This window comes from Corallococcus sp. AB045, from assembly GCF_003668895.1.
Lineage (GTDB): Bacteria > Myxococcota > Myxococcia > Myxococcales > Myxococcaceae > Corallococcus > Corallococcus coralloides.
Map to the genome: position 1 here is coordinate 1 of NZ_RAWN01000089.1, position 22,260 is coordinate 22,260.

At 70.9% G+C, this 22,260-nt stretch carries 20 protein-coding genes and 1 pseudogene; 18 read left to right on the top strand and 3 right to left on the bottom strand.

The window, feature by feature from the left end; all coding sequences use genetic code 11:
• The 5 genes and pseudogenes from D7Y21_RS41850 to D7Y21_RS21400 all read left to right on the top strand — a co-directional run.
• A pseudogene (locus tag D7Y21_RS41850) lies at positions 1 to 211 on the top strand (hypothetical protein); the annotation flags it as partial.
• The gene (gene coxB, locus D7Y21_RS21385; protein ID WP_121715377.1) at positions 208 to 1,239 is read left to right on the top strand and encodes a cytochrome c oxidase subunit II; all 1,032 of its coding nucleotides are present in this window, start codon (positions 208 to 210) and stop codon (positions 1,237 to 1,239) included. The pseudogene D7Y21_RS41850 and the gene coxB, both read left to right, overlap by 4 nt.
• A complete protein-coding gene (locus tag D7Y21_RS21390) occupies positions 1,220 to 2,827 on the top strand; it encodes a cbb3-type cytochrome c oxidase subunit I (protein ID WP_121715379.1) in 1,608 nt (535 codons plus the stop codon). Before coxB ends, D7Y21_RS21390 begins: the two co-directional genes overlap by 20 nt.
• Positions 2,817 to 3,446, top strand: a complete 630-nt coding sequence (locus D7Y21_RS21395) for a cytochrome c oxidase subunit 3 (RefSeq protein ID WP_121715381.1) — start codon at positions 2,817 to 2,819, stop codon at positions 3,444 to 3,446. The genes D7Y21_RS21390 and D7Y21_RS21395 overlap by 11 nt, the downstream gene beginning before the upstream one ends.
• A gap of 11 nt (positions 3,447 to 3,457) precedes the next feature.
• Positions 3,458 to 3,862 carry a cytochrome C oxidase subunit IV family protein gene (locus D7Y21_RS21400; protein ID WP_233612228.1) on the top strand — a complete coding sequence of 135 codons (405 nt, stop codon included), beginning with the start codon at positions 3,458 to 3,460 and terminating at the stop codon, positions 3,860 to 3,862.
• A gap of 3 nt (positions 3,863 to 3,865) precedes the next feature.
• Here D7Y21_RS21400 and D7Y21_RS21405 read toward each other — a convergent pair whose 3' ends face one another.
• Entirely contained in the window at positions 3,866 to 4,414 is a 549-nt protein-coding gene (locus D7Y21_RS21405; protein WP_121715385.1) for a hypothetical protein, read from the bottom strand.
• Positions 4,415 to 4,626: 212 nt separating this feature from the next.
• Between D7Y21_RS21405 and D7Y21_RS21410 the strand changes: the two genes are divergently transcribed.
• From D7Y21_RS21410 to D7Y21_RS21470, 13 genes are all read left to right on the top strand, one after another.
• Entirely contained in the window at positions 4,627 to 5,751 is a 1,125-nt protein-coding gene (locus D7Y21_RS21410) for an enolase C-terminal domain-like protein (RefSeq protein WP_121715387.1), read from the top strand.
• Entirely contained in the window at positions 5,748 to 8,789 is a 3,042-nt protein-coding gene (locus tag D7Y21_RS21415; RefSeq protein WP_121715389.1) for an FAD-binding and (Fe-S)-binding domain-containing protein, read from the top strand. Before D7Y21_RS21410 ends, D7Y21_RS21415 begins: the two co-directional genes overlap by 4 nt.
• A gap of 74 nt (positions 8,790 to 8,863) precedes the next feature.
• Positions 8,864 to 9,745: an AAA family ATPase gene (locus D7Y21_RS21420; protein ID WP_120564585.1), complete on the top strand. Its 882-nt coding sequence runs from the start codon at positions 8,864 to 8,866 to the stop codon at positions 9,743 to 9,745.
• A 44-nt stretch (positions 9,746 to 9,789) separates the two neighbouring features.
• On the top strand, positions 9,790 to 10,992 hold the full coding sequence (locus D7Y21_RS21425; RefSeq protein ID WP_121715391.1) for an AAA family ATPase: 1,203 nt from the start codon (positions 9,790 to 9,792) through the stop codon (positions 10,990 to 10,992).
• Positions 10,986 to 11,600: a DUF4276 family protein gene (locus D7Y21_RS21430; RefSeq protein WP_120564583.1), complete on the top strand. Its 615-nt coding sequence runs from the start codon at positions 10,986 to 10,988 to the stop codon at positions 11,598 to 11,600. The genes D7Y21_RS21425 and D7Y21_RS21430 overlap by 7 nt, the downstream gene beginning before the upstream one ends.
• A 121-nt stretch (positions 11,601 to 11,721) precedes the next feature.
• A complete protein-coding gene (mbhE, locus tag D7Y21_RS21435; protein WP_121715393.1) occupies positions 11,722 to 14,004 on the top strand; it encodes a hydrogen gas-evolving membrane-bound hydrogenase subunit E in 2,283 nt (760 codons plus the stop codon).
• Between the two features lie 4 nt (positions 14,005 to 14,008).
• Complete coding sequence (locus D7Y21_RS21440; protein WP_120564581.1) at positions 14,009 to 14,452, top strand: MnhB domain-containing protein; 444 nt, start codon at positions 14,009 to 14,011, stop codon at positions 14,450 to 14,452.
• Positions 14,449 to 14,817, top strand: coding sequence for a sodium:proton antiporter (locus tag D7Y21_RS21445; RefSeq protein WP_120564580.1), 369 nt, complete (start codon positions 14,449 to 14,451; stop codon positions 14,815 to 14,817). Before D7Y21_RS21440 ends, D7Y21_RS21445 begins: the two co-directional genes overlap by 4 nt.
• The gene (locus tag D7Y21_RS21450) at positions 14,817 to 16,184 is read left to right on the top strand and encodes a complex I subunit 5 family protein (RefSeq protein ID WP_121715395.1); all 1,368 of its coding nucleotides are present in this window, start codon (positions 14,817 to 14,819) and stop codon (positions 16,182 to 16,184) included. Before D7Y21_RS21445 ends, D7Y21_RS21450 begins: the two co-directional genes overlap by 1 nt.
• Positions 16,181 to 16,678 carry a Na+/H+ antiporter subunit E gene (locus D7Y21_RS21455; protein ID WP_120564578.1) on the top strand — a complete coding sequence of 166 codons (498 nt, stop codon included), beginning with the start codon at positions 16,181 to 16,183 and terminating at the stop codon, positions 16,676 to 16,678. The genes D7Y21_RS21450 and D7Y21_RS21455 overlap by 4 nt, the downstream gene beginning before the upstream one ends.
• A gap of 14 nt (positions 16,679 to 16,692) precedes the next feature.
• Positions 16,693 to 16,980, top strand: coding sequence for a monovalent cation/H+ antiporter complex subunit F (locus tag D7Y21_RS21460; protein WP_120564577.1), 288 nt, complete (start codon positions 16,693 to 16,695; stop codon positions 16,978 to 16,980).
• Positions 16,977 to 17,321, top strand: coding sequence for a monovalent cation/H(+) antiporter subunit G (locus D7Y21_RS21465; protein ID WP_120564576.1), 345 nt, complete (start codon positions 16,977 to 16,979; stop codon positions 17,319 to 17,321). The genes D7Y21_RS21460 and D7Y21_RS21465 overlap by 4 nt, the downstream gene beginning before the upstream one ends.
• Before the next feature lie 131 nt (positions 17,322 to 17,452).
• Positions 17,453 to 19,246 (top strand): thiamine pyrophosphate-requiring protein, encoded by a 1,794-nt coding sequence (locus D7Y21_RS21470; protein ID WP_121715397.1) that lies wholly within the window; start codon positions 17,453 to 17,455, stop codon positions 19,244 to 19,246.
• Between the two features lie 16 nt (positions 19,247 to 19,262).
• Here the strand turns inward: D7Y21_RS21470 and D7Y21_RS21475 are convergent, their stop codons facing one another.
• Positions 19,263 to 21,668, bottom strand: a complete 2,406-nt coding sequence (locus D7Y21_RS21475; protein WP_121715399.1) for an ABC transporter permease — start codon at positions 21,666 to 21,668, stop codon at positions 19,263 to 19,265.
• A gap of 140 nt (positions 21,669 to 21,808) precedes the next feature.
• A complete protein-coding gene (locus D7Y21_RS21480; protein WP_120564573.1) occupies positions 21,809 to 22,258 on the bottom strand; it encodes a hypothetical protein in 450 nt (149 codons plus the stop codon).
• Positions 22,259 to 22,260: the final 2 nt, after the last annotated feature.

The following is a 22,260-nucleotide window of genomic DNA, read 5'->3' on the forward strand; positions in this document are numbered from 1 at the left end:
CCCCCTCCCCATGCCCCCGAGCACCCAGCAGGTCGGCATGATTGATCAGCCCCCCTTCTCGCTGGACCGGAGAGCGGACGCGCTGAAGGCCCGGCAGCGCGAGCGGCTGGAGGGTTACGGCTGGGTGGACATGGACGCGGGCGTCATCCACCAGCCCATCGACGCGGCCATGCGGCAGCTGCTCTCCGAAGCGGAAGGGGGCGCGCGATGAACGAGCTGCTGCGCCGGCTCTTCTTCCTCCCGGAGCAGGGCTCCACCTTCGCGGTGAAGGTGGACCACCTGCACTTCGTCCTGCTCCTCACGACGTTCGCGGTGGCGGTGGGCATTGGCTCCGTCGGCATCCTCTTCCTCGTGCGCTACCACCGGCGCACGGCGTCGGACGCCACGCCGCATGTGGTGGCGGCCCCGTGGATGGAGGGGTTGTTCATCGGCGTGCCGCTGTCGCTGTTCCTGCTCTGGTTCGTCCTGGGCTTCAGGCAGTTCGTCTGGGTGATGAGCCCGCCCCAGGACTCGCTGGACGTGTACGTCACCGCCAAGCAGTGGATGTGGAAGTTCACCTATCCCGGAGGCCCCAGCGCCATCGACACGCTGGTGGTGCCCGCGGGCCGGCCCGTGCGGCTGCTGCTCACTTCGCGCGACGTCATCCACTCCTTCTACGTGCCGGACTTCCGCATGAAGCGTGACGCCGTGCCCGGCCGCTACACCGACATCTGGTTCGAAGCGCCGAAGCCTGGCCGCCACCTGGTGCTGTGCGCGGAGTACTGCGGGCTGGACCACTCGGTGATGCGCGGCGAGGTGGTGGTGCTGTCAGCCGGGGACTTCGAGGCGTGGCAGGACGCGCAGCGCCGCAACCTCCCCGTGGCCGCGCTGCCCGGCGCGCGCGCCCCGGAGTCCATGGCCGTCCGAGGAGAACGCGTCGCCGCCGCGCAGGGCTGCCTGCAATGCCACACGGTGACGGGCGCGCCGCACATCGGTCCCACGTGGCTGGGGTTGTACGGCCGGATGGAGCCGCTGGAGGGCGGAGGCACCGTGCTCGCGGACGAGGCGTACCTCACCGAGTCCATGATGGACCCCCTGGCGAAGGTGGTGGCCGGCTACGCGCCCGTGATGCCGGGCTACCACCGCCGGTTGAGCGCGGAGGACACCGGCGCGCTCGTGGAGTTCATCAAGTCCCTGCGTCCCCTGCGCCCGGGTGTCACCGCGGCCGAGGAGCCCGTCTATGTCCCCACCGGCCGCTGAGTCCTACCTGTCGGACGGGCGCACCCTGTGGTCGTGGCTCACGACGCACGACCACAAGCGCATCGGGGTGATGTTCCTCGCGCTGACGCTCTTCTTCTTCCTCGTGGGCGGCCTGTTCGCGCTGGCGCTGCGCATCGAGCTGCTCACGCCCGGCCGCACCGTCATGGGCCACCTGGCGTACAACCGGATGTTCACGCTCCACGGCGTCACCATGGTGTGGCTGTTCATGATTCCGGCCATCCCGTCCGCCTTCGGCAACTTCCTGGTGCCGCTGATGATTGGGGCCCGGGACGTGGCCTTCCCCCGGCTCAACCTGGCGTCCGTGTACCTCTACGTGCTGGGCGCAAGCGTCGCGCTGTGGGGCATGTTCGAGGGCGGCGCGGACACGGGCTGGACCTTCTACACGCCCTACAGCACGACCACGGGCACGGCGGTGCTGCCGGTGCTGGTGGGCGTGTTCATCATCGGGTTCTCCACCATCCTCACCGGGCTCAACTTCATCGCCACGGTGCACACGCTGCGCGCGCCGGGCCTCACGTGGATGAAGGTGCCGCTGTTCGTCTGGGCCGTCTACGGCACGGCCATCATCCAGGTGCTGGCCACGCCGGTGCTGGGCATGGTGCTGCTGCTGGTGGCGCTGGAGCGGGTGGTGGGCGCGGGCATCTTCGACCCCGCGCGCGGAGGAGACCCCATCCTCTTCCAGCACCTGTTCTGGTTCTACAGCCACCCGGCCGTCTACATCATGGTGCTGCCGTCCATGGGCGTCATCAGCGAGGCGGTGTCCGCCTTCAGCCGCAAGAACTCCTTCAGCTACCGGATGATTGTGTACTCCACGCTGGGCATCGCGTTCGTGGGGTTCTTCACCTGGGGCCACCACATGTTCGCGTCCGGCCAGTCCGTCTTCGGCTCCGGCGCGTTCGGCGCCATGTCGATGCTGGTGGCCATCTTCACGGCGATAAAAATCTTCTCCTGGCTGGGCACGCTCTACCGGGGCTCCATCGCCATCGAGTCGCCGCTCATCTACACGCTGGGGTTCATGTTCTTCCTCTTCTTCGGGGGGATGATTGGCGTGGCGTACTCGACCACGTCGCTGAACCTGCACTGGCACGACACGTACTCGGTGGTGGCGCACTTCCACTTCATCATGGTGGGGGCGACGGTGATGGCGTTCCTGGCGGCGCTGCACTACTGGTTCCCGAAGATGTTCGGGAGGTGCTTCCCCACGAAGCTGGCCAACGGCGCGGCGCTGCTGATCATCTTCGGCTTCATCGCCACGTTCGTGCCGCAGTTCCTCCTGGGGAACCTGGGGATGCCCCGGCGGTACGCGGACTATCCGCCGCACTTCCAGTCGCTGCACGTGGCGTCCACGGCGGGCGCGTCCCTGCTGGCGTTCGGGTTCCTGGCCATCGCGGGGTACCTGGCGTGGAGCCTCCGCTACGGCGCGGCCGCGGGAGACAACCCCTGGGGAAGTGAAGGCTTCGAGTGGAGGAGCGCGTCTCCGCCGCCCACGCACAACTTCACCACCACGCCCGAGTACCCCACGGGTCCGCACCAGTACGCGCGGGAGGAGGTGCCGCATGCCGCCTGAGGCCGTGACGGAGCACTGGGGTTCCGAGGACGCGCGCAAGCAGGCGGCGTACCTGGGCATGTGGGTCTTCATCGCGACGGAGGTGTTGCTGTTCGCGGGGTTGTTCACGGCCTATGGCGTGTATCGCTCGGTGTACCCGGAGGCGTTCCGCGCCGCGCAGCTCAAGATGGAGGTGGGGCTGGGCACGCTGAACACGTTCCTGCTGGTGACGAGCAGCATCGTGGTGGCGCTCGCGGTGCACGCGGTGCGGGAGAACAGGCCGGGGTTGGGCGGCGCGTTGCTGCTGGTGGCGGCGCTGTTGGGGATCATGTTCCTGGTGGTGAAGGGCGTGGAGTACGCGCACCACGTGGAGGACGGCGGGCTGCCGGGGGACGCGTACCGGTTCACGGAGGTGCCGCGCGTGGGGGCGAGCCTCTTCTTCACGCTGTACTACCTGCTGACGGGGCTCCACGCGCTGCACGTGACGGTGGGCGTGAGCGTGCTGATGGTGCTGGGCGTGCGGTCCGCGTCGGGGACGTTCGGGCCGGCGTACGCGACGCCGGTGGAGCTGGGCGGCATGTACTGGCACCTGGTGGATGTCATCTGGTTGTTCGTCTATCCCATCCTGTACCTGTCATGAGGAGCGGGCCCGTGGCCGAGGACGCGGTGGAGAAGCCGGGGCGTCAGCTGGGTGTGGCCGGCGTGCTCGTCGTGGGCGTGGTGCTGCTCTTGCTGACGGCGCTGACGTACGGGCTGCACAAGTTGCATCACGGCGCATGGTCGCTGCCGGTGGCGCTGCTCATCGCGGGAGCGAAGGGGCTGCTGATTGCCCTGTTCTACATGCACCTGCGCGAACAGCGCGCGAGCAACGGGCTGGTGCTGGTGACGTCGGTGGTGTTCGTGGCGGTGCTGCTGGCGGTGTGCGTGCTGGAGACGCACACGCGCTTCCGGCCCACGATTCCGCCGGGTCCGTTCGCGGTGGAGGCTTTGCCGGGAGCGCTGGAGGACCCGAGGAGCGCGAGGCCACCGGAGCCCGCGGGGCCTCGGGAGCCTTGAGCGTCAGGCTGGGGTGGCCTTCAAGCGCTGGAGCTGACGGCGCAGCCGGTCCAGGCGGGTGAGGACGTCGCGCGCGGCGGGCACAGTGCCGAGCGCCGCGCCGAACGCGAGGTGCAGGAGGAACAGCATCGAGGTAGGGGCTTCGCGCGAGAGCGGTGGCGACGCGAACGGAATCATCAGCCGGGTCATCACCGTCCACAGGCCCATGCCGTAGAGCACCCCCAGGCAGAGCGCCGCGACGGCGGTCCCCCGGCGTGGCAGCAGGAGCGCGAAGCCCGTGGCCAGCCCGCCCGCCATGCTGAAGTGGATGAACAGCCCAAGCAGTACCCCGCCAACTCCCTGGGCCGTGCCGTCGCGAAAGAACAGCCCCGCCACGAGGAGCGCTGGCCTCCAGGGCTCGCCGTGGAGCACGCCTGAGAACGCGCAGGCGAGCACCGCCATCGCGAAGGCGCCCAGCGTTCCCGCGAGCGCGCCGGGGAGCACGACATCGCGCACCGGGTTCCACCGCGCCACCGCGAGGTCCGCGACCCGAGTCCTCTTCCGATTGCGCATGCCCCGCCTCCCAATCTGCCCCTCCGGCGAGCGGTCCGGGGCTCCTCCTTCATTCTAGGAACGGCCCATCGCGGAGACGCGCAGGACACACGGGGCGCCCGGTGGATGTCCCGGACAGCGTGCATGCGAGAGGCCTCGCCGTACTGCCATCCCGCACCCAGCGCCTAGCTTCATCGTGAAGCCGTCAGGCCCTCGGGGCCCGAAGGAACACGATGCCCTCGTCCACCCGCCGTGACAGCGCCGCGCCCATCGAGCGGGTCGATGTCTCCGAGTACACCGTGCCCACGGACCAGCCGGAGTCCGATGGCACCTTCGCCTGGACGTCCACCACGCTGCTGCTCGTGGAGCCCGTGGCTGGAGGCCAGCGTGGGTTGGGCTACACCTACGCAGCCGCGGCTGGCGCCGCGTTGATCCGCGACACGTTCGGCCCGCTGCTCGTGAGCGAGGACGCCTGGGACCTCCCGGCGCGGATGGCGTCCCTGCTGCGCCGGGTGCGCAACATGGGCTCCGGCGGGCTCGCGGCCCGGGCGCTGTCCGCCGTGGACACTGCGCTCTGGGACCTGAAGGCGAAGCTGCTGGGCGTGCCGCTCGCACGGCTGTTCGGTCAGGCCCGCGCCGCCGCGCCCCTCTACGGCAGCGGCGGCTTCACCAGCTACACGGACCGGCAACTCCAGACGCAGCTCACGGACTGGGCGGACGCGGGCATCCCTCGCGTGAAGATGAAGGTGGGCACCCATGCGGACGCCGACCCCGCCCGCGTGCGCGGCGCGCGCGAGGCCCTGGGCCCCGGACCCGCCCTCTTCGTGGACGCCAATGGCGCGTACACCGTGAAACAGGCGCTGGCGTTGGCGCGGGACTTCCGCGAGGCCGGCGTGTCGTGGTTCGAGGAGCCCGTCTCCAGTGACGACTTGGCCGGCCTGCGCCGCGTGCGCGACGGCGGGCCCTCGGGCCTGGACATCGCCGCGGGCGAGTACGGCGACAGCGGCCCGTACTTCCTCCGCATGCTGGAGGCGGGCGCGGTGGACGTGCTCCAGGCGGACGCGTCGCGCTGTCTGGGCTTCACCGGCTTCCTCCAGGCGGACGCGCTGGCGGAGGCCTTCCACGTTCCCCTTTCCGCGCACTGCGCTCCGGCCCTGCACCTGCACGTGGCCTGCGCCGCGCGGCGGTTGGTGCACGTGGAGTACTTCCACGACCACGCGCGGCTGGAACGGATGCTCTTCGACGGCGTCGCGCCGCCCGTGGATGGCGCGATGGCGCCGGACCTGTCCCGGCCCGGACTCGGGCTGGAGCTCAAACGGGCGGACGCCGCCCGCTTCGCCGTGGGGACCTCCACATGACAACGACCTTCCTGGACACCCTGCGCCACGTGCGCCGCCCCCGTGCCGCCACCGCGCGCGTGCGCAGGGACGTGGATGTGGCGGGCCTGGGGCGCGAGCTGCGCCGCCGGCTGCGAGGCGACGTGCAGTTCGACGCGGGCGGACGCGCGCTGTACGCCACGGACGCATCCAACTACCGGCAGGTGCCGCTGGGCGTGGTGTGTCCCCGCACCGTGGAGGACGTGGTGGAGACGGTACGCCTGTGCCGCAAGTACGGCGCGCCGCTGACGTCCCGGGGCGGCGGCACCGCGCTCGCGGGCCAGACGTGCAACGTGGCCGTGGTGATGGACTTCTCCCGGTACCTGGACCGCGTGCTGCACATCGACCCCGAGCGGCGGCTCGCCCGCGTGCAGCCCGGCACGGTGCTGGATGTGCTCCGCACGGAAGCCGTGAAGCGGTACGGCCTCACCTTCGGCCCGGACCCCGCCACCCACAACCGCTGCACGCTGGGCGGGATGCTCGGCAACAACTCCTGCGGCGCGCACGCGCAGATGGCCGGCCGCGTGGAGGACAACACCGAGTCCCTGGACGTCCTCACCTACGACGGCGTGCGCCTGCGCGTGGGCCGCACGTCCGACGCGGAGCTGGCGCGCCTGATGCGCGAGCCCGGCCGCGTGGGCGAGCTCTACCGGGGCATGAAGGCGCTGCGCGACCGCTACGCCGACCGCATCCGCGCCAGATACCCGCCCATCCCCCGCCGCGTGTCCGGCTTCAACCTGGACGCGCTGCTCCCGGAGAACGGCTTCCACGTCGCACGCGCCCTGGTGGGCACCGAGGGCACCTGCGTCACGGTGCTGGAGGCCACGCTGAACCTGGTGCCGGAGCCGAAGGCCCGCTCCCTGCTGGTGCTGGGCTACCCGGACGTGTTCCGCGCCGGGGACGACGTCCCGGAGGTGGTGGACTCGGGGCCCATCGGCCTGGAGGGAATGGACGCGAAGCTCATCGACGGGATGAAGCGCAAGCACCTGCACGTCGAGGACCTGCCGCTGCTGCCGGAAGGCGAGGGCTGGCTGGTGGTGGAGTTCGGCGGGGACTCCAAGGCGGAGTCGGACGAGAGGGCACACGCGCTGATGGACCGGCTGGTGGCGAGGGGACACGCGCCGTCCATGCGCCTCTACGACGACAAGTCGCAGGAGGAACTCATCTGGGAGGTGCGCGAGTCCGGCCTGGGCGCCACGGCGTTCATCCCGGGAGAGCGGGACGGATGGCCGGGATGGGAGGACTCGGCGGTGCCTCCGGAGCGCATGGGCCTGTACCTGCGAGCCTTCCGAGGGCTGCTGGACCGCTTCGGCTATGAGGCCTCGCTCTACGGCCACTTCGGCCAGGGCTGCCTGCACTGCCGCATCAGCTTCGAGCTGCGCACGCGCGAAGGCATCGCCCACTACCGCCGCTTCGTGGAGGAGGCGGCGGACCTGGTGGTGCGTCACGGAGGCTCGCTGTCCGGCGAGCACGGCGACGGCCAGTCCCGCGCGGAGCTGCTGCCGAGGATGTTCGGCGAGGACCTGGTGCGCGCCTTCGGAGAGTTCAAGCGGCTGTGGGACCCGGAGGGCGGGATGAACCCGCACAAGGTGGTGGACCCGTACCGGCTGGATGAGAACCTGCGCCTGGGCCCGCGCTACGCCCCCGCCGAGCCGCGCACGCACTTCCAGTTCCCGGAGGACCAGGGCAGCTTCTCGCGCGCCACCACGCGCTGCGTGGGCGTGGGCAAGTGCCGGCGCACGGACGGCGGCACCATGTGTCCCAGCTACATGGTCACGCGCGAGGAGATGCACTCCACGCGTGGCCGCGCGCACCTGCTCTTCGAGATGCTGCGCGGCGACGTGGTGGAGCAGGGCTGGAGGAGCCCGCACGTGAAGGAGGCGTTGGATTTGTGCCTGGCGTGCAAGGGCTGCAAGTCCGACTGCCCGGTGAACGTGGACATGGCCACGTACAAGGCGGAGTTCCTCAGCCACCACTACCGGGGCCGGCTGCGTCCCCGGCAGGCGTATGCCTTTGGCCTGGTGATGTTCTGGGCGCGCGTGGGTGGGCGCATGCCGTGGCTGGCGAACCTCGTCACGCACGCGCCGGGGCTGCGCGCGCTGGCGAAGGCGGTCGCGGGTGTGCATCCCGCGCGGGACATTCCCCGCTTCGACGCGACGCCCTTCCAGCGGCGTGTGCGAGGCCGGCGCGTGCAGCAGGGACCGCGAGGCCCGGTGGTGCTCTTCCCGGACACCTTCAACAACTTCTTCCAGGCGGACACGGCCTCCGCGGCGTTGGAGGTGCTGGAGGCGGCGGGCTTCGAGGTGCACGTGCCCCAGGGCTTCGTCTGCTGCGGCCGGCCGCTCTACGACTACGGGATGCTGGACACGGCGAAGGCGCTGTTGCGGCACACGCTGGCGCGCTTCCGCGAGGAAATCAGGGCGGGCATCCCCTTCGTGATGCTGGAGCCCAGCTGCGCGGCGGTCTTCCGCGACGAGCTGCTCAACCTCTTCCCGCACGACGAGGACGCGAAGCGGCTGGCGGCGCAGACATATGTGTTGAGCGAGCTGTTGCAGAAGCGGGCGCCGGACTTCGAGGTCCCGAGGCTGGAGGGAAAGGCGCTGGTGCAGGGGCACTGCCATCACCAGGCGGTGATGAAGTTCCACGACGAGCAGAGGTGGTTGGACCGCACGGGGTTGGACTGGGAGAAGCCGGACTCGGGCTGCTGCGGCATGGCGGGCTCGTTCGGCTACGAGCGCGGCAGGTACGACGTGTCGCAGGCCTGCGGCGAGAGGGTCATCCTCCCCAAGGTGCGGGGGGCGTCCAGGGACACGCTGCTCATCGCGGACGGGTTCAGCTGCCGGGAGCAGATACGCCAGGCCACGGGGCGCAAGCCGCGGCACCTGGCGCAGGTGCTCCAGAAGGCGCTGCGGCGGGGCGAGGACGCGCCGGAGTCAGCCCCTGCCCGGCCGCGCCTGCCCGCGGCCCTGGTGGTGGGCGGGGTGTTGATGGCGGCGGGCCTGGTCTCCTGGAGGGCCTGAAGGCCCCACACAGGGACATGGGTCCGACTGGAGCCATGGACGGCCCCTGGGGGGAGGCCGTTAGATTTCCGGCTGTGATTGCCTCCGTCCGCTTCGAGCACTACCGGTGCCTGCTTCACGTACAGCTCGCCCTGGAGCCATTGACCGTCCTGGTGGGGCCCTCGGCGTCGGGGAAGACCGCCATGCTGGAGGGGCTCCAGCACCAGCTCGCGTACGAGCCGTCGGACTTCTGGCGGCGGGATGAGTCCCGCCCGCTCTCCATCGAATGGACGTACGCGCACGGCGACCGCACGCGCGTGGAGTACCCGTTCAGCGTGATGGACACGCTGCCTGGCCAGGGGCACTCCACGCAGCAGTTGTCGCTGAGCATGGAGGCGCTGCGCGGTGGGGGCTCGTCCGCGAAGGCGACATGGCTGGAGCGCAAGGGCGGCAACCTCGCGAGCGTCTTCGCGGCGCTGCCCATGTCCACGCGGGACGTCATCTCCAAGGAGCTGGCCATGCGGGTGCCGTCGCTGTCGGAGGTGGACGTGGCGCGCGACCTGGAGGACCGCTCCTTCCGGCTGCGCTTCCGAGACCGCTGGAGTCCGGACGTGTGGTTCGGCCCCGACTACGTGTCGGACGGGGTGCTGTGGCTGCTCGCGTTCCTGGTGCTGCCCTATCAGCGCCCGTTGCCGGAGCTGCTCACGCTGGACGAGCCGGAGCGCGCCCTGCACCCGGGTCTGGTGCGCGAGGTGCTGGAGCTGCTGCGCGCCATGACGCGAGGCGAATCCACGGGAGGCCAGCCGGTGCAGGTGGTGCTGGCCACGCACTCGCCGGACCTGCTGGAGCACGTGCGTCCGGAAGAGGTGCGCCTGTTGTCGCGAGAGCCCACGGACGGCTCCGTGCGCGTGAGCCCCGTGCCCGCCACCGCGCTCCACTGGCGGCGCGAGTGCCGGGAGCTGCTGGACACGCTGTAGTCGGATTGAGTCCGGCGCCGTCCGGTCCCGGGTAGAGTGGCGGGATGCTGCGCAGCATCCGCCTCCGGAACCTCCTTTCGTTCGGACCTGACTCCGAAGCCTTCCCCCTTCAGGCGCTCAACGTCCTGATTGGTCCGAATGCGTCCGGAAAGTCCAACCTCATCGAGGCGCTGGGACTTCTCCGGGCGACTCCTGGCAATCTCCTGGCGCCCATCCGTGAGGGCGGGGGCGTGTCGGAGTGGTTGTGGAAGGGCGGACCGGGTTCGTCAGCGCCGGTCGCGGAGTTGGACGTCGTTCTGGAGTACCCGAAAGGGGTCATGCCGCTGCGCTACCAACTGGCCTTCACGGTAGAAGGCCAGCGGCTGGACCTTGTTAACGAGGCCATCCAGAACGAGAGGCCAAAAGAGTCGAATCGGTCCTCCACGGATTTCTACCGATATCATTCGGGCTCTCCCGTGCTGAATGCCCGTATGTCGATGGCGAGCCCGCCCGGATCGGCGGATGGACGCATGTGGAGAGCCGTCCAGCAGGTGAGCCCAGACCAATCCATCTTGTCTCAGCGGCGGGATGAGGATGCGTATCCCGAATTGACCTATGTGGGCGCTCAGTTTGGCCGGATCTCCCTGCACCGGGAGTGGAACCTGGGCAGATACACGCCCCCACGGCTGCCTCAGCGAACGGACCTCCCTGGAGACTTCCTGCTGGAGGACGCAAGCAACCTGGGGCTCGTACTCAACGACCTCGAGTTCCGGCCAGGTGTGAAGAAGGCCCTGCTGGAGAACCTTCGTCTTCTCTATGCGCGCGTGGAGGGTCTCTCGGTCAGGATCTCTGGTGGAACAGTGCAGGTGTTCTTCCATGAGGAAGGCCTGAGCGCCCCCATCCCAGCGACGCGTCTGTCCGACGGGACGCTGCGCTATCTCTGCCTGCTCACTCTGCTGTGCCACCCGACGCCTCCGCCCCTGGTCTGCATCGAGGAGCCGGAACTCGGATTGCATCCCGACATCTTGCCGGTGATCGGGCGCCTGCTCATCGAAGCGAGCACGCGCACGCAGCTCATCGTGACGACCCACTCGGACACGCTGGTCTCCGCGCTCTCCGAGGTTCCAGAATCCGTCGTCGTCTGCGAGCAGGAGCAGGGCGGAACGGTGCTGCGGCGCCTGGAGAAGGAAAAGCTTTCGGAGTGGTTGTCGCGGTACAGCCTGGGGGAGGTCTGGCGGATGGGCGAGTTGGGGGGAACCCGATGGTGAAGGAGATCCGGCTCTACATTGAAGGAGGCGGAAATACCAACTACGGCAAGGCGCGACTGAGGGCTGGATTCGGTCAGTTCTTCGAGGAAATCGTCCAGCGCGCGAGGAGAAGAAATGTCCGCTGGCAGCTCATCCTGTGCGGTCCGCGCGATGCCGCTTTTGATGGATTCAGGCACGCACTCAAGGATCACCCTTCCGCCTTCAACATCCTGCTCGTCGATTCAGAAGGCCCGGTGAGCAAGCCGCCCTGGGCCCATCTCGCGACGCGCGACCCATGGCAGCGTCCCGAGAAGGCTTCGGACGACTCCTGCCAGCTGATGGTCCAGACCGCCGAGGCATGGCTCATGGCGGACCCCGAAGCGCTCCAGGGTTACTACGGAAAGGGCTTCGCGCTCGGGAGCCTTCCCAAGACGAACAACGTCGAGGCCATTCCCAAGCCCATCCTCGAAGGCGCCCTGGACAAGGCAACCCAGGGGACGCAGAAGGGCCGGTACCACAAGATCGAGCACTGCTCGGATTTGTTGGGAAAGGTGGACCCCGTGCTCGTCCGCGCCCGTTCAGCGCACTGCGAGCGGTTGTTCACCGTGCTGGAAGGCTTGCTGTCCTGAGCTGTGTCCACCAGCGCACGGCTCCGGCTCCACGAGTGACCTGGGGGTGACGCTCCGCGCGAAGGGCTGACGGTTGTGTGCCTGCACCGGCGGGCCACTCCTAACGTGGGCCTCGTCGCCCATGCCCCTCCTCCTGCCCATCCTCCTGGCCCTGGCGTGCGCGCCGCTCGCCTATGTCGCGGGCCGGTGGCGTCCGGGCGCCGCGGCCTGGATGGGCGCCCTGGGCGCGCTCGCCGCGATGGGGGCGCTGGTCCATGAATGGACGACGCAGGCGCCCACGCGCCTCGTGCTCCCCTGGGCCCCCTCCTGGGGCCTGTCGCTGGAGTTCACGCGCGACGGCCTGTCCGGCCTCTATGCCGCGATGGCGCTCGGCATCGGCGCGCTCGTGGTCCTGTACTCGCGCGCGTACATGCCGCACCACCTCCATGAAGAAGGCCGTCCCGCGCGCGACGAGGTGCGCTTCCAGGGGCTGCTCCTCGCGTTCATGGCCGCCATGGTGCTGCTCGTCACCGTGGATGACCTGCTGCTGCTCTTCGTGGCGCTGGACCTCACCACCATCATCTCCTACCTGCTCATCGGCTTCGACCGCGAGGACCCCGAGTCGCGCGCCGCCGCGCTCCTGTCCCTGGTCCTCACCGGCGCCACCTCCGTCGTCTTCTTCGCGGGCGCCATGACGCTGGGCCTCCAGTACGGCACCTTCTCCCTGCCGCTCGTCTTCGAGCGCGCCGCGCAGTCCCCCGCGTCCACCGGCGCCCTGGTGTGCCTGGCCGTGGGCGCGCTGGGCAAGAGCGCGCAGGTGCCGTTCCACTTCTGGCTGCCTCGCGCCATGGCCGCGCCCACGCCCGTGTCCTCGTACCTGCACTCGGCCGCGATGGTCGCCGCGGGCGTCTTCCTCCTCCAGCGCCTCTATCCCTTGTTCGCCCCCGCCACGGACGTGCGCCACGGCCTGCTCGCCATCGGCTTCCTGTCCATGGGCATGGGCAGCCTGATGGCCCTGGTGGCGGATCCGTTCAAGCGCGTGCTCGCGTACTCCACCATCGCGCAGTACGGCTACGCGCTGGTGCTGGTGGCGCTGGGCTCCGAAGGCGCGCCGCTCTACGTGGCGGCCCACGCGCCGTGCAAGGCCGCCCTGTTCCTCACCGCGGGCGCCGTCACCCAGGTCACCGGGAAGAAGAAGCTGTCCGAGGTCGGAGGCCTGCGCCACTCGCTCCCCGTGCTCGCGGGCGCCAGCGCCGTCGCGGCGGCGGGGCTCGCCGCGCTGCCCCTCACCGTGGGCTTCTTCAAGGACGAGGTCTTCTTCCACGCGCTCGCGAAAGAGGGCCCCGCGTTCATGGCGGCCGGGCTCGTGGGCGCGGGCATGACGCTCGCGTACACGCTGCGCCTGTGGTGGGGCCTCTTCGGCGGCCCGCGCCAGGACGTGCCCGCGGCACCGCGCCTGCTCGTGGCCCCCGTGGTCGTGCTCGCCGCGGCCATCCTCCTGGGCGGCGTGCTGCCGGGGCTCCTGGTCGCGCCCTCCCGCGCCGCCGCGGAGGCGATGCGCGGCGAGCCCTCCACGCTGGAGCTCGCGTATCACCTGGACGCGCGCGCGGAGAACCTGCTCGCCGTGGGGGCCTGGGTCCTGGGCGCGGCGCTGTTCGCCACCCGCCGCGCGTGGACGCCCGCGCTCTCCCGCGTGCTGGAAGGCGCGTCCCACGTGGGCGCCGAGCGAGGCTACCGCCTGCTGCTGCACCAACTGGACCGGCTGTCCACGTGGCTGCACGAGAAGGAGGTGCGCGACCTGCGCGACCGCGTGGCGTCCGTGCTGGTGCCCACGGGTCTCCTGGGCCTGGCGGTGCTGGGCGTGACGCCGCTGCGCGACCGCTTCAAGGTGGGCACCGTGGGCTGGGCGGATATCACGCTGGTGATGGCGCTGGCCTTCGCGTCCGCCGCCGCGCTGGCCACGCTGCGCGCGAAGGGCCATTTGCGGCTGGTGCTGCTCATCTCCTGCGTGGGCTTCAGCCTGGCCATGGTGTTCGCCTTCGCCGCCGCGCCCGACGTGGCCCTCACCTCCGTGCTGGTGGAGACCACCTTCACGTTGCTCTTCGCGGGCCTGCTGGCCCTGCTGCCCCGCGGCCGCCTCGCGCGCGCCCAGCACGAGTCCCAGAACCCACGCGGACGCGACCGCCTGGCGGCCAGTGTCGCGGGCGCGAGCGCCTTCCTCCTGAGCTGGAGCGCCTTGTCCCATCTGCATGCCGACCGCGTGGGCGCGCGCACGGTGCAGCTGGCGGAAGCGGCGCACTCGCCCAACGTCGTGGCCGCGGTGCTCACGGACTTCCGGGGCCTGGACACGGTGGGGGAGATGACCGTCGTGGTGGCGGCGCTGCTCGGCGTCACCAGCCTCCTGACCCTGAAGGGGAAGCGCTGAAGCCATGATCTCCTTCGTCCCGCCCCTGTCGCGCCTCCTGCTGTGGCCGTCGTTGATCATCGCGCTCTCGTTCTGGCTGAAGGGCGGCGCGTCGGTGGGCGGCGGCTTCCCGGCCGGGGCGCTCGCCGGCCTCGCGGTGCTGCTCCAGTACGTGGTGGTGGGCCGCGACCAGGCCCGGCGCTACGTGGCGGTGCGGTACGCGGCCCCGCTGGCGGGCGTGGGGCTCTTGCTCGTGGTGGGCACCGCGTTCCTGCCCGTGCTCGCGGGCTACACCCCCATGAGCCTCTTCCCCCGCCCGGACCAGCCGGAGCTGGGCATGGGAGCGCTCCACCTGCACACCGCGCTCATCTTCGAGGGAGGACTGATGCTCATCGTCTTCGGGCTGGTGGTCACCGTCATCGACCGCTTCGCCCTGCGCACCGGAGCGGAGGAGGAGTCCGGACCATGATCCTCATCGCGTCCCTGGTGGTGGGCCTGCTGTTCGCGTGCGGCGTGCGCATGGTGCTGGAGCGCGAGCTGGTGCGCGTGGCGTGCGGCACGGTGCTCATCACCAACTCCAGTGTCCTGCTCATCCTCGCGGGCTCCTTCCCGGAGCGGGGCGAGGCGCTGAGCGTGCAGGCTGGCTGGCCGGTGACGGACCCGGTGCTCCAGTCGCTGGCGCTCACGGCCATCGTCATCGGCTTCGCGGTGTCCGCGCTGCTGCTCACGCTGGTGCACCGCACGCAGCGGGCGCACGGCTCGTTGCGCACGGACCGGTTGGTGGAAGCGGAGCTCCGGCGCGTGCACGCAGTGGAGAAGGAGGAGGACTCCTGATGCCGCTCTGGGGTCCTCTGCTCCTGCCGTGGGTGCTGGGCACGGTGCTGGCGTTCCTGGATGGACGCCGCGCGTGGGTGGCGTGGCTGGCCATCGCGGGGCTCGCGGGCACGCTCGTGTGCACGGTGTGGCTGTTGCCCCAGGCCTGGAGCGCGCAGGCGCCCCAGTTCGTCACGGGGGACTGGCCGGTGGGCGTGGGCATCCGCCTGCGAGCGGATCAGCTGTCCATCGTGTTCGCGCTGGTGTCCACGTCGGTGCTGCTGGGCACGCTCGTGTACGAGCACGTGGCCGGAGGCATCACGTCGCGCAGCTTCCCCGCCCTGGTGGTCTTCATGGGCGCGGGGCTCACGGGGGTGTTCTTCACGTCGGACGCGTTCAACTTCTACGTCTTCTTCGAGCTGGCGATGACGGCCGCGTTCGGGCTGGCGTCGTATGGAGAGAGGCCCCGGAACCTGCACGCGGCGTTCACCTTCGTGGTGGTGAACCTGATGGGGTCCACGCTGTTCCTCACGGCGGTGGTGATGCTGTACCTGACCACCGGCACGCTGGACATGCTGTCCATCATCGCGTGGGGACAGGCGCGGGAACCGTTCGCGTTGCTGGTGCCGGGCACGCTGCTGCTGTGCGCGTTCGGCGTGAAGCTGGGCTTCTTCCCGTTCCACTTCTGGGCGCCCGCGGTGTACCGGGACGCGGGCCCCACGGTGGCGGCGCTGCTCGCGGGAGCGCTGGCGAACATCGGCAGCTATGGGCTCTTGCGCTTCGGCGTGGACGTGATGCCGCAGGTGCTGGCGCAGGCCCGGCCGCTGCTGGAGATATTGGGCGCGGCGAGCATCCTCTACGGCTCCGTGCTGGCGCTCTCCCGGCGGGACACGCGCGAGGTGCTCGCGTACGCGTCCATCTCGCAGGCGGGGCTCATCATCGCCGCGCTGAGCCTGGCGGGCCGGGAAGGCCTGTGCGCGGCGGTGGCGCTGGCGCTGGCGGGCTCCGTGGACAAGACGGCGCTGTTCCTGGCGCAGGACCGGGGCGGCGAGCGGGCGCGCAGGGCCTACTCGGTGGCGGCCTTCAGCACGGCGGGAGTGCCGCCCACCGCGGGCTTCTGGTCCAAGGCCTGGCTGCTGCGAGCGGCGCTGGAGCAGGGGCATGCCTGGCTCGCGGGGCTGGTGGTGCTGGCGAGCGCCCTGTCGCTCCTGGCCCTCTTCCGCGCCTACCAGCGCGAGCGGTGGTTGAGGGAGGGCGCGGCCCTGCACCGGGGCACGGGAGCCGTGGTGTACGCGCTGTCCCTCGCGCTCATCGCCGCGGGCCTCTGGCCGGAGCCGCTCCTGCGCGCCGGACGCGACGCCATCCAGGGCCTGGGGACGCTGCCATGAGCCCGCTCACCCTGGTGCACATGCTGTCCCTGACGCTGCTGTACGCGCTGATGGTGGGCAGCTTCCATCCGGTGGACCTCGCGCTGGGCGCGGTGCTGTCCCTGGGGGTGATGCGCCTGTTCCCCCTGGCCGCCCTGCCGCCGGTCCTGAGTGCTCGCGAGCACTGGCGCCGCACGCTGCACCTGCCCCGCTTCGGCTGGGCCCTGGTCGTGCTGGTGACGCGGAGTTGTTTGCATGTGCTCACGGTCATCTTCGGCCCCGCCGACCGTGCGAATCACGCGGGCGTCGTGGAGGTCCCCATGGGCGAGCGCACCGCGCGCGGCGTGCAGGTGTCCTCGTGGGCCATGTCCCTGGCCCCGGGCACGGTGCTGCTGGAGCTGGACTGGAAGAAGCGCGTGATGCGCATGCACGCGCTGGACGCGTCGGATCCAGACAGGTTGATCCGGCAGCAGGACAACTTCTACCAGCGCTACCAGCGCGCGGTGTTTCCGTAGGGAGGCGGCCAGCGATGCACGAGACCTTCTTCACCCTGGCCATCGTGTGGATGGTGGGCCTCCTGGGCGCCCTGGTGCTGCTGGCCTCGCGCCAGCGCTCCTCGGCGGACATGCTCATGTCCGTGGACACCCTGGGACTGGCCATCTGCGCGGTGCTGGCGCTGTACGGCGCGACACGCGGCGAGGCCGGCTACCTGGACGCGGCCCTGGTGCTGGCCCTGCTCTCCTACGTGCAGACCGTGGCCGGCGCCCGCTTCCTGCACCACGGCCGCACCTTCCACGACGAGGAGGACAGCCGATGATGTCCGCCGGGGTGCAGTGGGTGGCCGACGGCCTGGTGGCGCTGGGCCTGTGCTTCATCACCGCCGCCATCATCGGCATGTACCGGCTGCCGTCGGTGCTCACGCGTGTGCACGCGGCGGGCGCGGTGCCCTTTGGTGGGGCGCTGGTCATCATCGGCGCCACGCTGGCGACGGCGGACGGCTGGCTCATCCTGCGAGGGCTGCTCGTCGCCGCGTTCCTGATGCTCACCATCCCCAGCTCCGCCCACGCCATCGCCTGGCTGGCGGAGAAGCGCCCGGAGCTCGCCCACGACAAGGGCCGGCGGCACCGGCACGAGCCGGAAGGCCACGAGCGGCGGTAGCCGCCCGCACGCAGGCCCGCTCACGGGCGGGTGGAACGGGCACCCGGATGCCCCCGGACTCCAGGGGGCATCGCGGTCACTAGCTTGATGCGCGAGGGACCTCCACCCACCCCTGTCCAGGAGCCTCGCGCATGAGCGCCACCGTCAGCGACTACCTCGTCTACCGCCTCATCCAGTGGGGTGTGCGCCGCATCTACGGATACCCGGGCGACGGCATCAACGGGGTGATGGGCGCGCTGGGACGCAACTCCGAGATGAAGTTCGTGCAGGTCCGCCACGAGGAGATGGCCGCCTTCGCCGCCTGCGCGCACGCGAAGTTCACCGGCGAGGTGGGCGTGTGCATGGCCACCTCCGGCCCGGGCGCCGTCCACCTGCTCAACGGCCTCTACGACGCGAAGCTGGACCACCAGCCCGTGGTGGCCATCGTCGGCCAGCAGGCCCGCACGGCCCTGGGTGGCCACTACCAGCAGGAGGTGGACCTCACCACGCTCTTCAAGGACGTGGCCAGCGAGTACATCACCATGGTGACCGTGCCCTCCGCCGTCCGCCACGCGCTGGACCGGGCCGTGAGAATCGCCCGGTGCGAGCGCACCGTGACGTGTCTGGTGTTGCCCAACGACTTGCAGGAGCAGCCCTACGCGCCGCCCCCGCGCAAGCACGGCACCGTGCACTCCAGCGTGGGCTACGCGTCCCCGCGAGTGATTCCCCAGGACGCGGACCTGCGCCGCGCCGCGGACGTCCTCAACGCCGGCAAGAAGGTGGCGATGCTGGTGGGCGCGGGCGCCCTGGGCGCGGCGGACGAGGTGATGGAGGTCGCGGACCGGCTGGGCGCGGGCGTGTCCAAGGCGCTGCTGGGCAAGGCGGTGCTGCCGGACGCGCTGCCCTTCGTGACGGGCCCCATCGGCCTGTTGGGCACGAAGCCCAGCTGGGACCTGATGCAGGACTGCGACACGTTGCTGATGGTGGGCACCAGCTTCCCCTACTCGGAGTTCCTGCCACCGGAGGGCCAGGCGCGCGGCGTTCAAATCGACCTGGACGGCCGGATGCTCTCCATCCGCTACCCCATGGAGGTGGGGCTGGTGGGCGACGCGAAGGAGACGCTGCGCGCGCTCATCCCCCAGCTGAAGCGCAAGGAGGACCGGAGCTGGCGCGAGGGCGTGGAGAAGGGCGTGGCGCGCTGGTGGAAGGTGCTGGAGGCGCGCGCCATGACCGACGCGAACCCCCTCAACCCGCAGCGCGTGTTCTGGGATCTGTCCCCGAAGCTGCCCGCGGACGTCATCCTCGCGGCGGACTCGGGCAGCTCCACCAACTGGTTCGCGCGCGACCTGAAGGTGCGCCAGGGGATGATGGCGTCCCTGTCCGGCAACCTGGCCACCATGGGCTGCGGCATGCCGTACGCGCTGGGGGCGAAGTTCGCCTTCCCGCACCGCCCGGTGCTCGCGGTGGTGGGCGACGGCGCCATGCAGATGAATGGCAACGCGGAGCTCATCACCGTGGCGAAGTACTGGAAGGAGTGGAAGGACCCGCGACTCATCGTCCTGGTGCTCAACAACCGCGACCTGAACCAGGTGACGTGGGAGCAGCGGGTGATGGCGGGCGACCCGAAGTACGCCGCGTCCCAGGACCTGCCGGACTTCCCCTACGCGAAGTACGCCGAGTCCCTGGGCCTCAAGGGCCTCCGCGTGGACCGGCCGGACCGGCTCGCCGCCGCGTGGGATGAGGCGCTGGCCGCGGACCGGCCCGTCGTCTTCGAGGCCTATACGGACCCGGACGTGCCGCCCCTGCCGCCGCACATCACCGTGGAGCAGGCGAAGATGTTCGCCTCCGCCGTCGTGAAGGGCGACGCGGACGCGGGCGGCTTCCTCAAGCAGTCCATGAAGGAGGTGGCGGAGACCCTCCTCCCCCACAAGGGCAACAAGTCCTGAGGTGGGGCAGGGGCCCTCAGGCGTCCTGCTTGAGGGCCTCGGCCGGAGAGATGCGGGTGGCGGAGAGCGCGGGAATCCAGCTGGCCGCCAGCGCGGTGAGGAAGAGCAGCGTGGGCGCTCCCACGAAGATGAGCGGGTCGTGGGGCGTGATGCCATACAGCATCGCGGAGAGCGCGCGGGCCAGCAGCCCCGCGCCCAGCAGCCCCACGGCGAGGCCCAGGCTTGTGAGCCGCAGTCCCTGGGTCACGACCAGCCGGAGCAGTCCCCGAGGCGCCGCACCCAGAGCGCTCCGGATGCCCAGCTCCCGGGTCCGCTGCGTCACCCAGAAGGCCAGCAATCCATACAGCCCCACCGAGGCCAGGACCGCGCCCAGCAGCGCGAACGCCGCCAGCAGCCCGCCCAGCACACGCACCCGGGCGGAGCCGGCCTCCACCACGCGCTCCAACGGGCGGACGTTGAGCAGCCGCAGGTTCGGCTCCGCCGCGCGGACCTCCTCCTGTAGCAGCGCCAGCAACCGGGGCGCCGGCAGCGAGGACTTCACCGCCAGGTTCAGGCTCTTGCGCATGTCCTGGCCCAGCGGGACGTAGAGGTCCCCGGCCGGCGCCACCGAGACGCGCTCCATGGGCACGTCCCCAACGACGCCAATGACTTCCCGGGGCGCCGCGTCCCTGTCCAGCTGGAGCCGGACACCCACCGGGTTCCGGCCCGGGAGGTACCGGCGCGCGAAGGCCTCGCTGACGACCACCACGGGGGGATGGTCCGCTGTGTCGCCCGCGTCCATGAGGCGGCCCTGCTTCAACGCGATGCCCATGGCCTGGAACGCGCCCGCGCTGGCCGGCACGTAGCCGGCCCGGGGCGGCATCCCGGATGGTGGGGGCGCCCCCGCGACGTGGAAGCCCGCCGTCTCGCGCCAGACTTCACCGGAGAAGGGGAGCGCCGCGGTGAGCCCGGCCGCGTCCACGCCGGGGAGCGTCTCCAGCCGCGCGGTGAGCGCCTGGGCCAGGGCCGAGGCCCGGGCCTCGTCGGGGAACTGCTCCAGCGGGAAGAACACCTCCGCGACCGTGACGCGCTCGGGCTCGAAGCCCAGCGGCACGGCCTGGAGCTTCCACAGCGTGCGCAGCATGAGCCCCGCGCCCACCAGCGGCACCAGCGCCAGGGACAGCTGCGCGACGACCAGCGCCGAGCGCGCCCAGCCCAGGGACGTCGCGCCGCGCCCACCGCGCATCATCGGCGCGAGCACGGCCCGGGCCTCTCCGCGCGAGGCGTGGAGCGCGGGCAGCACCCCCACCAGCACCGCTGTCGCCAGCGACACGGCCGCCGCGATGCCGAGCAAGGAGGGCTCCAGCCCCGGGCCGCCGGACACGAACCAGCCTGGAATGAAGAGGGTGAGCAGTCCCCTCCCCCAGAGCGCGAGCAGCAACCCGCCCACGCCCCCGAACGCGGCCCGGACCGCGCTCTCCACGAACACCTGCCGGACCAGCTGCCACCGGGTCGCTCCCAGCGCCAGGCGCACCGACAGCTCGTGCATCCGCGCGCTGCCCCGCGCGAGCAGCAGGTTCGCGAGGTTCGAGCACCCCAACAGCAACAGCAGCACCGCCGCCCCGGCCGCGATCCGCAGCTGGGACAGGGATTGCTCGACGAAGTACGCGTGGAGGGGCTCCACGTGCACCCCCACCCGAGGCTCGCCCGGGACGGCCTCCGCGGCGAGCGTGAGCGGAAGCAATTCCCCCCGGGCCTGCTCCAGGGAGACGCCCGGACGCATCCGGCCCACGACGCGCAGCGCATTGCCTCCGTCGTGGAGCGCATCCAGCGCCAGGGGCTTCCACGCCTCCACCTCCGGCTCGAAGCGGAAGTCCTCCGGCAGCACGCCCACGATGACGTGAGACAGGCCGTCCAGCAGGACGCTCCGGCCCAGGACGGCGGGGTCCGCCCCATACAGCCGCTGCCACAGCGCATGGGTCAGCACCAGCTCGCGGTCGCGGCCGGGAACCTCTCCTTCCGCCCCCCAGAGCCGCCCCAGGGCGGGCCGGACGCCCAGCAGGGGCATCAGCCCCGCGGAGGCGCGTCCCACGGTCAGCCGCGCCTCCAGCCCCGCTCCGCCCAGGAGCTGCTTCGCCACCCGCACGCCCTCGATGCCGGAGAAGCTCCGGGCCCCCTCGCGCCACGTGTTCCACACGGGCAGGCTCACGCGGGTGCGGTCCTTGTGCGGCCCGGCCCCCGCGCCCGGCGTCGTCGCCTGGAAGAGGCGGACCAGCTGCGCTGCCTCCGGATACGGCAGGGGTTGCCAGAGCACCGGGTACACGACACTGAAGACCGCGGTGGTCGCACCGATGGTGAGCGCCAGCGTCAACACGACGACCGCGGTGAAGAGCTTCTCCCGGGCCATCGAGCGCAACGTGCGCCGGACTTCGAGCAAGAGCATGGACCTGTGTCAGGGGTGGGGGACGAGGACGCGCGTGTAGCAACGAGGATGCCACGCACGGCCTTCCCCTGCCGGGCGGCTCACCCGGCCCCGGATGCCGACCGGAATTGGGAACGGCCGTCCCACTTCCGCGAAACGGCCTACTTCGTGAGCCAGCGCATCGTCGCCTCGGTGACCACGCCGAACAGGGCCGTCTGCGCGAACAGCCAGGCGTGCTCCTCGCGCGTCCAGGTGCTCTCCGCGGCCGTCGCCTTGAAGAGGGGAAAGGCCATGCGCTCGAACGCGAGCACCCCCAGGCCCAGCAGCACACCGCTGTGCGGCAGGGCCCACTTCGACGTGCGCATCCGCACCAGGCCCCAGCCCATCCCCAGCAGCGGGCCATAGCCCGCGCGCAGCGCGAACGCCCAGTTCGCGGCCTCCCGCCGGGACAGCTTCCGGCCGAACAGCCGGCTCAGCACGTGCCGCGCGATGTTGCGCGCGGAGTAGGGCGGCGGATGGCCCAGCGAGGCATTGCGCACGGCGACCAGCATGCCCAGGGCACCGGTGCCCACGGCCCCGGCGACATAGGCCGCGGCGTATGGATTCCTCATGG